Raw genomic sequence first — 12,686 nt, forward strand, 5'->3', positions numbered from 1 at the left:
GCCGTCGTGAGCGAAGCCAAGGGCGTGGCCGACGCCCTCTCGGCCACCGCCCTGCTCAACTGCCTGATCCGGGAGGTGGCCGAGAGCGAACCGCACGCGGATCCCGACCACGCCGTGCACCGGCTCCCGGCGACCGGCCGGCTGCTCCGGGTACGGGCCGGCCGCCGGCCCGCCGAACCGTGCGTCCGCACCGACGGCGGCTGGCTCCCGCTGACCTTCGAGGCCCTCGTGGCACTGACCTCCGACGAGCTGGGCCGGCGCACCGGCGTCACCAACAGGACCGTCGTCGCCGAGATGACCGACAGCAGGGACGCCGTCGCGGCGCTGCGGGACGCGCGCGCGTCCGCGTGCCCGCCGGAGGACCCGTACCTGCGGTCGGAGCAGGCGCTGCTCGCGGGGCACCGGTACCACCCGGCGCCGAAGTCGCGCGGGGCGGGCGACCCGGAGAGCTGGCTGCCGTACGCGCCGGAGGCGTACGCCCGATTCCCGCTGGAGCTCCTCGGCGTGCGGGCCGACGTGGTCGCGGAGGACGGCGACCCGTCGCTCCTGGACGTGCTGGGGACGGGGGCGCCCGACGGCTACGTCGTCCTGCCCGTCCACCCCTGGGAGCTGGACCTGCTCGGTGAGCCGGCCGCGTTCCGCGACGGGCGGCTGCTGCGGCTCGGTCCCGGCGCGCCGCGGGCGGGCCTGGCCGTGCCGACCTCCTCCGTGCGGACGGTGTACCTGCCGGAGGCCGACCTGTTCTGCAAGTTCAGCCTGGACGTGCGGATCACCAACGGGAACCGCCGTCTGGAGCTGCGCGACCTGCTGTGGCTGCGGACGATCGGCGAGCTCCTCGCGCCCGTCTTCGATCCGCTGCCCACGGCGGCGTTCCTCGCCGACCGGGGCTACCGCACCGCCGACCTCGGCGGGCAGCACGCCTACGAGGGCTTCGCGGTGATCGCGCGCGAGGGTCTGCGGCCGCGTCTGCTGCCGGGGGTGACGCCGCTGCTCGCGGCGGGGATCGGCGAGGGCTTCCCCGGGAACCCGCTCGACGGGCTGACGCCGGAGCGGGCCCTCGCCTGGTGGCGGCGCTACCTCGACCTGCTCGTGCCGCCGGTGCTGCACGCCTGGCGGGCGCACGGCCTGGTCCTGGAGTGCCACCTGCAGAACGTCCTCGTGGGCGTGGACGCCACCGGGCTGCCGGCGCAGGTGGTCTTCCGCGACCACGAGGGGGTGCGGATCGTCGCCGAGCGGCACCGCGGGCTCCTGGACCGGCACGGGCCGCGGGGGCCCGCTCCGGCCCTCGGCGCGGCGCACGGCTGGGAGCGGCTGGCGTACTGCCTGGTGACGAACAACCTCTCCGAGATCGCCGGCGCCCTCGTCGACCGCCACCCGGAGCTCGCGGGTGAGCTGTGGTCCCCGGCCCGGGCGGTGTTCGCCGGGTACGCGGCGGAGCACGGCGGCCCGGCGGAGGTCTCCGCGCTGCTCGACTCGCCGCACGTGCCCGCGAAGACCAACCTCCTGCTGCGCTGGCTCGACGCGGACGGCGCCGACGCCCGCTACGTGCCGATGGCCAATCCGCTGCGGCCGCCCTCCCGCGGAGGCCTCAGCGCACCGGGCGGTTCAGCCTGACCCGTACGAGCGTGGTGTCCACGCCGCTGTCGACGAGGCGGCCGTTCGCGTCGAAGGCCTCCGGGCCGTCCGTCATGCCGAAGTCGTTGTCGTTGAGCAGGACGAGGGTCGAGGAGCCCTCGACGGCGACGCCCTCGATCTTCCCGGGGACGCCCTCGACGGTGTTCAGGTCGATCACGAGCCGCTTGTCGAGCACCGGCACCTCGGCCGCGGCGGCGTCGTCGAGCTGTTCCAGGGTGGGGCCGGTGGCGGTGTCCCAGGAGGAGCCGAGGATGTCGGAGCCGCGGCGGAGGCGGACCTCGTGGAGGCGGGCGGCCTTGTCGGTGCGCTCCTGGACGAGGAGGCGGTCGCCGCCGACGGCGACGAGCGCGGAGAGCTTCAGCTCGGAGGTCTTGGTCTGGCCGGGCTCGACGACGCCGACGGCGTCGAAGCGGTAGGCGTACTCGGCGGTGACCCGGTTCTTACGGGGCGAGAAGCGCAGCAGCCGGGTCGTGCGGGAGTTCTCGCCGGAGACCTTGTCCGGGTTGAGGAGCGGGCTCTGCAGGCCGAGGACGAGGTCGCCGTCGGGGAGCAGCGCGAGGCCCTCGAAGCCGCGGTTGACCTTGCGCTGGAGGAAGATCGAGGGGAGCGACTCGACGACCGGGTAGTCGGTGCCGGTCAGGCCGAGGCCCTCGGGGACGTGGCGGGCGAGGACGCGGCCCTTCGCGGAGACGTGCACGAGCGAGGGGCCGTACTCGTCGACCAGCCAGAAGCTGCCGTCCCGGTCGCGGACGAGTCCCTCGGTGTCCAGGCCGTTCGGGTCGTACGCGAGCGGGGTGGAGGCGTCGTACGCGTACGGGGCCTCGTCGCGGCCGGGTTGGTTCGGCAGACCGGTGACGGGGGCGCCGGAGGCGGTGGTGAGCGGAATCGACTCCAGGACCCGGATCCGGTCGCCGGCGGTGCGGACCTTCACGATGGCCGGATCGAAGCCGGGCACGGGGAAGGTGCGCCGCTTGTCCTTGCCGACGGCGATCTGGCCGTTGGGGCCCCGGTCGGTGACGGTCCAGTACTCGCCGCGCCGCCCGGCCGGGTACAGGTCGCTGCCGATGCCGCCGAGGTCGACGCCCCGGTCGTCGGCGACGCTGCCCGGCAGCAGGGCGTTGCTGAAGGCGGCGAGCGGGATGTCGGGGAGGGTCGCGGTGGAGACGACCCGGGCGGCGGGCCCGCCGTGGTGCGCCGGCGTGGCGTCGGCCGTTCCCACGACCACCGAGAGCGCGAGCGCGGCGGACAGCGGCAGGGCCACGAGGGCGGGCCGGCGCAGGGGGCGCGGATTCATCAGAACTCCCTTGAACACATGGAATGTCGCCGGTGAGGGCCGCCTCATGGTCCAGTCCTCCGCGCAACGCACGGCGACGTGTTCGCGACGGCGGGGCGAGTCCTGGGTGAACGCGCGGTCGTTCCCGGCGCCGGCCGGCCCGCCTCGTCCTAGTACCGGTCGAGGATCAGCTGCGTCTTGAGGACGTCCCCGTGGTGGAGCCAGCCGTGGGACTCGGCGACGGCGACGGCGTCCGCGTGCAGGTCGGCCGCGTCGGCGTACGAGTCGGTCTTGAAGGACAGTTCGACGACGTACTCCGTGCCCGTCCCGTTCGCGCCGACGACCGGCAGCACCTCGATGCTCGCGTCGTCGGAGGGGCCCCAGGCGCCGCCGTACACCTTGGCGGTCACCGGTCCGTGGGCGCGGGAGGCCTGGAGGGTGGTCTTGCCCCAGCCGGCGGCGCCCCAGTTCTCCAGCTTGCCGGGGACGTCGTCGACGAGCCAGGTGCGGCCGGTCGTGTTCGTCGGCATCGCGGTGCCCGAGTAGCCGCTGGAGCTGTGGGACTTCTCGTTGGAGAAGCTGAGGGTCTGCTTGGCGTAGCCCCAGTCGACCTCGGCCTTGTAGTTGGTGTCGCCGCTGTCGAAGCCGGCGGCGTTGGCCGTGGTGAGCGCGGCGTCGATGTCGCCGTTCGTGACGGGGAACCGCTTCTTGTACGTCTCCTCGAACGACGAGCCGCTCTTGTGGCGGAGGCGGACGCTCCAGCCCTGGGCGTCGAGCGCGAGCGCGTCGGTGTCGTAGTAGCCGTACGAACGGGCCTTGGCGGAGCCGGTGATGCCGAAGGCCGTCCTGACCGCCGTGCTCGGCGCGAAGCCCGCGTCGAGGGCCGCCGTGGTGAGGTTGATCTTCACCTCGTACGACGGGACGGCGTTGGACGCGGCGTACGCCGGCGTGGTCGGGGCGAGGAGCGCGGCGGCGACGGCGAGGGCGACGGACGGGCCGACGGCGGCCGGGCGCGCGGCCCGGGAGAGGGAGGTCATGCGCCGATGCTCACGGCCGCGGGTGAGGACCGCGTGACCCGTGGACGTGGCGCCGGTGAACCGGCGGCGTCGGGAACCGGACGGCCGCCCCGTCGACGCCCCTACCGCAGCAGCAGGTGCGCGCCCACGTCCGCCGGGACGGCCTCCCGGACCGGGACGGCGTCCGGGCCCGGGCGGCGCGCGCCGGGGACGGGGACGGCGGGGGCGGTGCGGTGGAGGAGGACGGTGCCGTCCCGCTGCCAGGCCGTCGTGTAGCCGTGGGCGAGGAGGAGTGCGACCCGCTGCCGCTGTTCCTCGACGGAGGCGAAGGGGAAGGTCCGGTCGTTCGTCCGCAGGAGGACCCAGTCGGCGCCGCGTGGGGTCCCGTCGACGATGACCACGTCCGTGCGGGCGGTCAGGCGGGGTGCGACGGCGTTGTCGGCCTCGACCGTCGCGCCGTCGGGGACGAGCGCGGCGGCCGTGGCGAGGGGTCGTCTGTCCGGGGAGGGCCGCCAGGAGTCCGGCCGCACGAGGAGGCCGAGCCCGAGGACGACGGCCGCCGCGGAGGAGAGGGCGATCGCGGTGGCGGTCCAGCGGCGCAGGAGGGTCCGCCGCCCGTGCAGCCGGGCCAGTGTCTCCAGGGCCGCCGTCAGGAGGACCGGCCAGAGGAAGGCGTCGTAGTGGTTGATCACCGGCCAGTGGTTGGGGTTGTCGGAGAGGACGCGTTCCGCGAGGAGGGGGACGGCGAGCAGGAAGGTCGGGGAACCGAGCGGGAGCAGGGCGAGGGAGCCGAGGATCCAGGCCACCGCGGCGACCTTGACGAAGGGGGTGACGGCGACCTGGAGCAGGACCCAGGGGGCGGTGAGGACGTGGGCCAGGGCCTCCGCCGGGTCGGCGCCGAGCCGTCCGTACGACCAGTAGTAGCCCTCGGGGCCGCCCATCGCCGGCAGGAACCAGGAGATCACCAGGGCGGAGACGAGCGGTCCGGCCAGGGCGAGCGCGGCGCCCGTGGCGCGGCCCGCGCGGTGGCCGGCGCGGTGGGCGCGGACCGCGAGGACGAGGCCGTACGCGCCGACGACGAGGCCCATGTCCTCCTTGGCGGTGCACAGCAGGGCCGCCCAGAAGGCGGTGGCGCCGTACCGGTGGGCGAGTCCGCGCTCCAGCACGAGCAGGGTGAGCGGCACGGCGAAGGCGACCTCGTGGAAGCCGTTGTACGAGGAACCGAGGAGCGGCCAGCCCAGCGCGTACACGAGTCCGCCGAGGTCGGCGGCGCGGCGCCCGGCGCGGGGCGCCGCGTCCTGGAAGGCGTGCCGGGCGATGCGCCGGACCACCGGCACGCCCGCCGCGAACAGCGCGGCCTGGGCGAGGATCAGGGTCCGCGGGTCGTCCCACAGCAGGTAGAGCGGCGCGAGGAGGGCGAGTGCGGGCGTGAAGTGGTCGCCGAGGAGCGAGAAGCCGGGCGGGAACCCGTGGTGGACGTTCTTGATCGGCGACCTGGGGAGCTCGCCGTGCGCGTAGGCCCGCACGGCCTGGTCGAAGATGCCGAGGTCGAAGCCCGTGGCCCGCAGGGCCGTCCAGGACTGCAACCCGAGGCCCGCGCAGACGAGGAAGCAGAGGGCGGTGAGGGCGACGCCCCGGCCCCTGCCCCGCGCCCCCCGCGGCCCGGAGGGCGCCGCCGCCCGTTCTCCTTCGCCGGCCGGGCGCGGGCGCGGCACGAGGCCGGTGACTCCGCCGGACGGGCGGGTCGACGGATGTGACGGTGCGTTCCCCATGATCACGACAGTACGTCGGGTGCCGGGGGTCGCCGGGAGGGAGAATCGCGCCATGGTGATCACCGCGCGCGCCCTCAACCGCTCCACGCTCCACCGCCAGTTGCTCCTGGAGCGCGCGCCGCTCGGCGTCGCGGACGCCGTCCGACAGGTGGTGGGCCTCCAGGCGCAGCACCCCGGCTCGCCCTACGTGGCCCTGTGGAACCGGGTCGCGGACTTCGACCCGGCCCGTCTCGACGGGGTCGTGAACGGCTTCGAGTCGGTCAGGTCGACGCTGATGCGGCTCACCCTGCACCTGGTGCACGCCGAGGACTACCGGGCCTTCCGGGAGGGCATGGAGCCGACGCTGCGCGGTTCGCGGCTGCACGATCCGCGGTTCACCGCGGCGGGGTTCACGGCCGCCGACGCCGACGCGCTGCTGCCCGGCCTCCTGGCGTACGCCGGGAGCGCGCGGACCGGGGCCGAGCTGCGGCGGCACGTCGAGGAGGGCCTGGGCGGTCCGGTGGAGGCCGTCGTCTGGCGGATGGTGCGGCAGTACGCGCCGCTGTGGCACGCGCCGACGGGCCCGCCGTGGTCGTTCGGCGCCGCGCAGTCCTTCGTCACGGCGGCCGAACTGCCGGTGCTCGGCGACCCGGAGGCGTCCGCCGCCGGTCTCGCCGTCCTGGTCCGGCGGTATCTGGAGGGCTTCGGTCCCGCGTCCGTACCGGACGCGGCGCAGTTCACGACGGCCCCGCGCCGCCTGGTGCGGGAGGCGGTGACGTCCCTGGAGCGGGAGGGGGCGCTGGAGCGTCTGGAGGGGGCCGACGGGACGGTGCTGTACGACGTGCCGGGGGCGGTGCGTCCCGACGAGGACGTGAGCGCCCCGCCCCGGCTGATGGCGATGTGGGACAACGTCCTGCTGGCCTACGCGGACCGCGGCCGGCTCGTCCCGCCCGCGTACCGCAAGCACGTCGTCCGGGTGAACGGCGACGCGCTCCCGACGCTCCTCGTCGACGGGTACGTGGCCGGGGTGTGGCGGCCGGTCGACGGCGGGATCGAGGCGAGCGCCTTCCGTCCGCTGGCGGCCGGGGACTGGGAGGGGCTCGCGGCCGAGGCCGGGGCGCTCGGTCGTCTCCTCGCCGCCCGGGACCCGCACGTCTACCGTCGTTTCGACCACTGGTGGGTCAAGGGCGTTCCGGCGGCCGAGACCCGGGTGCTGCCCTAGTGACGCTCCCCCGCCCATTGCCAGCCACCCGGAACGCACATATCTTCGAGCCGAAACCTACGGACCGGGATGCTCGTCAGTCCCGGGGCGGTCCGCCGTTCACGGGCCGGACGGCGGGGAGCGACCTCCTGGACGACGGAGGGCGCTGGACGCCGGGCGTACGGGATATCCGTATCCACGTACCCGCAGGAGCTGAGCAGCACATGAGCAAGCACGTCCTCGCCCAGAACCAGTACGGCAAGGCGGAGAACCGCATCGTCACCGTCACCCGCAAGGGCAACGACGGCGCGTGGCACGAGATCCGCGACCTGAACGTGTCGGTGGCGCTGCGCGGTGAGTACCGCGACGTCCATCTGACCGGCGACAACGGCAACTGCCTGCCCACCGACACCACGAAGAACACGGTCTACGCCTTCGCCAAGGAGCACGGCGTCGACTCCCCCGAGGCCTTCGGCATCCTCCTCGCCCGGCACTTCGTGTCCTCGCAGCCGGTGATCCACGAGGCGCAGATCCGGATCGAGGAGTACGCCTGGGAACGGATCTCCGTGCCGTCGCGCAAGGAGCAGCACTCCTTCGTCCGCAAGGGGCAGGAGGTCCGCACGGCGCAGGTCACGTACTCGGAGACCACCGGGCTCCAGGTCCTGTCGGGCCTCAAGGAGCTGACCGTGATGAACTCGACGAACTCCGAGTTCCACGGTTTCGTCAAGGACGAGTACACGACGCTCCAGGAGGCGTACGACCGCATCCTGGCCACCAAGGTCACCGCCCGCTGGGCGAACTCGGCCCCGGCGGCGGCGGACGCGGGGCACGACTGGGACGCCTCGTACGCGAAGGTGCGGCGCCACATGCTGGAGGCGTTCGCGGAGACGTACAGCTACTCGCTCCAGCAGACCCTGCACGCGATGGCGGACCGGGTCCTGGACCACGTCTCCGCGGTCAACGAGGTCCGGCTCAACCTGCCGAACAAGCACCACTTCCTGGTGGACCTGGAGCCGTTCGGGCTGAAGAACGACAACGAGGTGTACTTCGCGGCCGACCGGATGTACGGCCTGATCGAGGGCACCGTCCACCGTCAGGGCGTCCAGCCGGTGATCGCGACGAGCGACTGGATCACCGCGTAGGGATCAGCGGAGCCCGGCCGCCGCCTCCACTCCCAGCCACACGGCTCCGAGTCCGGCGGCCAGGCTCCCCGCCACGTTCAGCGCCGCGTAGCCCTTCGCCCCGTTCTCGTACAGCCGGAACGTCTCGTACGAGAAGGTGGAGTACGTCGTCAGCGCCCCGCACAGGCCCGTGCCGAGCAGCAGCCCCGCCCGCGCCGAGGCGACGCCGGTCAGGAGACCGAGGACGAACGACCCCACGACGTTGACGGTGAAGGTGCCCCACGGGAAGACCGAGCCGTGGCGCGCCCGGACCGCGCGGTCGGTGAGGTGGCGGAGGGGCGCGCCGACGGCGGCGCCCGCCACGACGAGCAGCCAGTTCACGCGTGCCTCCCCCGGCCCCGTACGACCGCCCGGGCGAGGGCGACGCCCGCCCCGACGGCGGCGAGGGCGGCGAGCGGGGTCCCGCCCAGGTAGAGCAGACCGCGCACCGGGGCGCCCGCGCCCAGCAGCCGCTGGGCGTCCAGGCTGTACGTGGAGAAGGTGGTGAACCCGCCGCAGAGACCGGTGCCGAGGAAGGGCCGGAGCAGCGGGTGCGGGGCGGTCGTGGTCTCGGTGAGCAGGACCATGAGGACGCCGAGCACCGCGCAGCCGGCGGCGTTGACCGTGAGGGTCGTCCAGGGGAAGGCGCCGGCGGGGGTGGGCCAGGCCAGCGCGGCGCCGTAGCGCGCGGTCGCGCCGAGGGCGCCGCCGACGGCGACCGCCGCGACGACCGGCAGTCCCTCGCGCAGCCCCATGCGCCCAAGGTTACGAGAGCGGTCCGCGCCCCCGGTCGAGGCGAGGCGCACGGACGCGGGTCCCGGCCTGGGGCATTAACCGGGATCCGGCCCGTGCGGCCTCGCTCTGCGATGGTCCGGCCACTCCGTGCGACGGGTCAAAGCCGGGCCGCCGAATCTGTCAGATCCCCCGCGGGGCGTTCCGGATGTCCGGAAAGGAAGCCACCCCAAGGCGTCTGACCTGCGGTGACACGACGAGAGGTGGCCGGACCACCATCCGGAGGCCGAATCGGGTGCCGGGTACACCTCGTCCCCGCGGGCGGGTCCGGGCGAGGGTGGTGGAGCAGCGGGAGGGAGCTGCGCAACCTGAGGGCAGGAGTGTCGTGAGTACATCCGTCGCAACCAAGCGCAGGGCCACCACCGGAGCCGTCGCCCCGGCCGTGCCCCTGGGCGTCGTCAGGTCCTCCGGCGGCGCGGCCGACTCGCGCGAGGACGTCTACGCCGAGCTGTGTGCCGCGCTGTTCTCCGGCTTCCCGCGCCGCGACCAGCGCCTGAAGGCCGAGCAGTACCTGCACGGCCTGCTCACCGCGCAGGGCCGCAAGTCGATCCGCAACATCGCCGCCCAGATCGGCGGGCCGGCGGCCGAGCAGAGCCTGCACCACTTCGTCTCCAGCTCCACCTGGGACTGGCAGCCCATGCGGGCCGCGCTCGCCCGGTACCTGGAGCGGCACAGCTGCCCGCAGGCGTGGGTGGTGCGGCCGATGCCGATCCCGAAGGCCGGGGAGCACTCGGTGGGCGTGGACCGGCGCTTCGACCCGGAGCGCGGGCAGGTCTTCCACGGGCAGCAGGCGTTCGGCGTGTGGTTCGCGAGCGACGAGCTGAGCGTGCCGGTCAACTGGCGGCTCTTCCTGCCGGATCCCTGGGTGAACGACCGCACGCGGCGCGACCGCGCGGAGGTCCCCCAGGAGGCCGGCGAGGAGACCATGGAGGAGTGCGCGGTCGCCGCGGCGCTCGACACCGCCCGCTGGTCCGACGTCACCCGCAAGCCGGTGCTGCTCGACATCCGGGGCGGCGCGGGGCGGGCCGCCCTGACGCGGCTGGCCGGGGCGGGCGTGCCGGTGGTGGCCCGGATCAACCCGGGCTCGCGGCTCGCGATCGCCGACCGTTCGCTGCCGGGCTTCGGCGCGGGCCCGCTGTCCGCCGTCCAGATCCTGGAGTCGCTCAAGGGGCTGCGCCGGCCGGTGAGCTGGGTGGACACGGTGGCGGGCACGCGGACCTCGCGGACCTCGCTCGCGACGGCCGTCCGGGTCGCGCTGCCCGCGCCCGGCGGGGAGCGGATGCGTCCGCTGGTGCTGCTCGGCGAGTGGGACGACCCGCGCCGGGCCCCGGCCCGGGTGTGGATCAGCGATCTGACGAGCTCTCCGGTCGGTTCGCTGCTGCGGATCACGAAGCTCGGCCGCCGGGTGGAGCGGGACTTCGCAGAGGTCGGCGAGGGGGCGGGGCTGCGGGACTTCGTGGGCCGTTCGTTCCGCGGCTGGCACCGTCACATCACGCTGGCGTCGGCGGCCCACGCGGCGACGGTCATGGCCGGCGGCTGGGACGCGGCGTACGGGACGGGTTACGGCACGGGACGCTCGGCGAGCTGAACCGGGGCGTTCGCGTCACGTGCTGCGCTCCGGCGGGCCCGGCTGTCGGACCGGGTCCGTCGTCGCGCGTCCGCGGGCCAGGACCTCCCGGGTGCGCTGGAGGCGCAGCGCCAGCTGGACCTCCAGGACCTGCCCGGGCTTCTGCCACTCGGGGCCGAGGAGTTCGCCGATCCGCTCCAGGCGGCGGGAGACCGTGTTGGGGTGGACGTGGAGCGCCTCGGCCGCGATCGAGGGGCTGCCGCCGGAGGCGAAGTACGCCTCCAGGGTGTGGGTGAGGTCGGTGAACCGCTCGGCGTCGTAGTCCAGGACGGGTCCGATCGCCGCCTCGACGAAGCCGTCGACGTCGTTGTCGTCGGAGAGCAGCAGCCCCAGGAAGCCGAGGTCCTGCACGGAGGCGGCGGAACCGGTGCCGCCGAGCGCGCTCATCGCGTCCAGGCAGCGGTGGGCCTCCTGGTGTATCCGTCCGACGCCGTCCGGGCTCTGGGCGGGTCCCGCGGCGGCGACGGAGACGGGGTGCCCGAGCAGCGGGGACAGCTCGGCGGCGACGGCCTTGGCGGCGGCCGAGGCGTCGATGCCGGGCAGCAGCAGCACGATGCAGCCGCCCTGCACGGTCTTGAGGCCGGAGAGGCGGTACGCGTACGAGGACGCCCAGACCACCGCCCGGCCCTGCTCGCCTCCCTCGGGCCGGGCGAGCACGAGGACGTGCGGACGGCGCAGGTCGACGCCGAGGCGGCGGGCCCGCTGGGCGATCTGCTGGGGGGCGTGCGGCGGGTCGGCGATGAGGTCGTCGAGGAGTTCGTCGCGGACGGGTCCTTCGGCGACGGCGGTGGAGCGGCGCATCAGGAGGAGGAAGGCGACGCACTGGGCGGCCAGTTCGAGGAGGCGTTCGTCCTCGCCGGTGAGTCCGCCGGCGGCGCGGATGACGAGGCCGCCGAGGTCCTCGGAGCCCGCGATGACCGGCGCGACCCAGGTGTCGCCGTCGGTGAGGACCGGGCGGCGGCGGGCGTGCGCGTCGAGGGAGGCCTTGGCGATGGCCTCCTCGTCCAGGCCGGGGATGTCTCCGGCGGCGGCGAGGGGCCGGCCGCCGGGGTCGCGGATCAGCACGGTCCCGTCGAGGGCGTCGGCGGCCGCCTTGGCCACGTTGCACAGGTCGCCGCCGGCGAGGACGAGGTTCATGATGCGGCCGTGGGCCTCGCTGACGTGCCGCATCCGGGCGAGGCTGGTGCGCACCCGGGAGCTGTCGCGCTCCAGTTCGGATACCTCGGCGCGGGTGCGGTCGAGGAGACCGGTCTTCTCGACGGCGAGGGAGGCGAGGTCGGCGAGGCCCGCGAGGAGCCCTATCTCCTCCGGGGTGTGGTGGCGGACGCGCCGGTCCGCTCCGTAGAGGGCGCCGACGACGGTGTCCCCGCTGCGCAGCGGGGCGGCCACGATCGCGTGGACGCCCTCGGCGCGCAGGGCGGATTCGGCGGCCTCGTCGAAGGCGGGGGCGTGGACGCCGGCGTCGAGGGAGCCGGAGGGGGCGAAGCGCTCGTCGGCGAGGTAGTCGGCGGTCCAGACGGGGCCGCCGTGCAGCTGGACGGCGCCGCCGAGCCCGTACCCCTCGGCGATCCGGAGCCCGGGGGTGAGGCGGGCGCCGGGGCCGGTCGCGGGCCGGGACCCTTCGGAGGTGTGGACGTAGCTGGCGCCGTGCGGGCCGCGCAGGGTCACGTAGGCGAGGTCGAGGCCGAGGAGTCGCCGGGCGCGGCGGATGACGACGCGCAGCAGGCTGTCGAGGTCGTAGGAGAGGGTCAGGTCCCGGGCGGTGTCCGTGAGGGCGGCGAGTCCGGCCTCGCGGCGGGCGTCGCGGGCGCGTCCGGCGTGGACCTCGCCGGCGAGGTCCACGGCCCGCTCCAGGCGGTGGAGTTCCCCGCCGGTCGCTCCGGTCCGCCGGGCCTCGTCGAGGAGGGCGTCGAAGTGGGCGGGCGGGGCCTGCCGGGCGAGCAGTTCGAGGACCGTGAGCAGCGCGTCGGCACCACCGGCTCCGTCCGCGCCGTGCACTGTCATGGCCCCTGCCCCCGTGGTCGAGCGAAATCGGGCACCTGGTAGGAAACCCGTACTGCTCGCCGAAAATAATTCGGCTTCGGGAGTCGGTCAACGGTGAGTTGCCGCACTTCATTCCCGCTGACGGGCGGTCACGCCGTCGGACGGCGGGCGCACGACGGCCGTCGCCCGGCCGACGGAGCCCGGCGCGACCCGGCCTCGCCCGGCCGACGGAGCCCGGCGCGACCCGG

10 protein-coding genes are annotated in these 12,686 nt (G+C 74.7%); 4 read left to right on the forward strand and 6 right to left on the reverse strand.

Features of this window, described 5'->3' with window-relative positions; genetic code table 11:
• Positions 1-6 precede the first annotated feature (6 nt).
• Positions 7-1,614, forward strand: a complete 1,608-nt coding sequence (locus tag ACZ66Z_RS09430; RefSeq protein WP_469933388.1) for an IucA/IucC family protein — start codon at positions 7-9, stop codon at positions 1,612-1,614.
• On the opposite strand, the gene ACZ66Z_RS09435 is transcribed toward ACZ66Z_RS09430, so the two are convergent.
• The 3 genes from ACZ66Z_RS09435 to ACZ66Z_RS09445 all read right to left on the reverse strand — a co-directional run bounded on the left by ACZ66Z_RS09435 (position 1,589) and on the right by ACZ66Z_RS09445 (position 5,696).
• Positions 1,589-2,929 (reverse strand): esterase-like activity of phytase family protein, encoded by a 1,341-nt coding sequence (locus tag ACZ66Z_RS09435; protein ID WP_469933389.1) that lies wholly within the window; start codon positions 2,927-2,929, stop codon positions 1,589-1,591. The genes ACZ66Z_RS09430 and ACZ66Z_RS09435 overlap by 26 nt on opposite strands.
• 149 nt (positions 2,930-3,078) lie before the next feature.
• On the reverse strand, positions 3,079-3,945 hold the full coding sequence (locus ACZ66Z_RS09440) for a hypothetical protein (RefSeq protein WP_469933390.1): 867 nt from the start codon (positions 3,943-3,945) through the stop codon (positions 3,079-3,081).
• 101 nt (positions 3,946-4,046) lie between these two features.
• Positions 4,047-5,696, reverse strand: a complete 1,650-nt coding sequence (locus tag ACZ66Z_RS09445) for a DUF2079 domain-containing protein (protein WP_469933391.1) — start codon at positions 5,694-5,696, stop codon at positions 4,047-4,049.
• A 52-nt stretch (positions 5,697-5,748) separates the two neighbouring features.
• On the opposite strand from ACZ66Z_RS09445, the gene ACZ66Z_RS09450 reads away from it, so the two are divergent.
• Together ACZ66Z_RS09450 and pucL are read left to right on the forward strand one after the other, a co-directional pair.
• The gene (locus tag ACZ66Z_RS09450; protein ID WP_469933392.1) at positions 5,749-6,897 is read left to right on the forward strand and encodes a winged helix DNA-binding domain-containing protein; all 1,149 of its coding nucleotides are present in this window, start codon (positions 5,749-5,751) and stop codon (positions 6,895-6,897) included.
• A 203-nt stretch (positions 6,898-7,100) separates the two neighbouring features.
• On the forward strand, positions 7,101-8,018 hold the full coding sequence (gene pucL / locus ACZ66Z_RS09455) for a factor-independent urate hydroxylase (protein WP_469933393.1): 918 nt from the start codon (positions 7,101-7,103) through the stop codon (positions 8,016-8,018).
• Between the two features lie 3 nt (positions 8,019-8,021).
• On the opposite strand, the gene crcB is transcribed toward pucL, so the two are convergent.
• Together crcB and ACZ66Z_RS09465 are read right to left on the reverse strand one after the other, a co-directional pair.
• Complete coding sequence (crcB, locus tag ACZ66Z_RS09460; RefSeq protein WP_469933394.1) at positions 8,022-8,378, reverse strand: fluoride efflux transporter CrcB; 357 nt, start codon at positions 8,376-8,378, stop codon at positions 8,022-8,024.
• Positions 8,375-8,791: a FluC/FEX family fluoride channel gene (locus ACZ66Z_RS09465; RefSeq protein ID WP_469933395.1), complete on the reverse strand. Its 417-nt coding sequence runs from the start codon at positions 8,789-8,791 to the stop codon at positions 8,375-8,377. Before ACZ66Z_RS09465 ends, crcB begins: the two co-directional genes overlap by 4 nt.
• A 362-nt stretch (positions 8,792-9,153) precedes the next feature.
• On the opposite strand from ACZ66Z_RS09465, the gene ACZ66Z_RS09470 reads away from it, so the two are divergent.
• Entirely contained in the window at positions 9,154-10,416 is a 1,263-nt protein-coding gene (locus ACZ66Z_RS09470) for an IS701 family transposase (RefSeq protein ID WP_469933396.1), read from the forward strand.
• A gap of 15 nt (positions 10,417-10,431) precedes the next feature.
• Here ACZ66Z_RS09470 and ACZ66Z_RS09475 read toward each other — a convergent pair whose 3' ends face one another.
• Positions 10,432-12,459, reverse strand: coding sequence for a helix-turn-helix domain-containing protein (locus ACZ66Z_RS09475; RefSeq protein WP_469933397.1), 2,028 nt, complete (start codon positions 12,457-12,459; stop codon positions 10,432-10,434).
• Positions 12,460-12,686 lie beyond the last annotated feature (227 nt).

The sequence above is a fragment of the Streptomyces sp. NPDC107498 genome (genome assembly GCF_055582805.1).

Bases quoted from the DNA above. Each gene is read 5' to 3' on its own strand.
- ACZ66Z_RS09435 (WP_469933389.1), bottom strand. From the start codon at position 2,929: ATGAATCCGCGCCCCCTGCGCCGGCCCGCCCTCGTGGCCCTGCCGCTG.
- ACZ66Z_RS09440 (WP_469933390.1), bottom strand. From the start codon at position 3,945: ATGACCTCCCTCTCCCGGGCCGCGCGCCCGGCCGCCGTCGGCCCGTCC.
- ACZ66Z_RS09445 (WP_469933391.1), bottom strand. From the start codon at position 5,696: ATGGGGAACGCACCGTCACATCCGTCGACCCGCCCGTCCGGCGGAGTC.
- ACZ66Z_RS09450 (WP_469933392.1), top strand. From the start codon at position 5,749: ATGGTGATCACCGCGCGCGCCCTCAACCGCTCCACGCTCCACCGCCAG.
- pucL (WP_469933393.1), top strand. From the start codon at position 7,101: ATGAGCAAGCACGTCCTCGCCCAGAACCAGTACGGCAAGGCGGAGAAC.
- ACZ66Z_RS09465 (WP_469933395.1), bottom strand. From the start codon at position 8,791: ATGGGGCTGCGCGAGGGACTGCCGGTCGTCGCGGCGGTCGCCGTCGGC.
- ACZ66Z_RS09475 (WP_469933397.1), bottom strand. From the start codon at position 12,459: ATGACAGTGCACGGCGCGGACGGAGCCGGTGGTGCCGACGCGCTGCTC.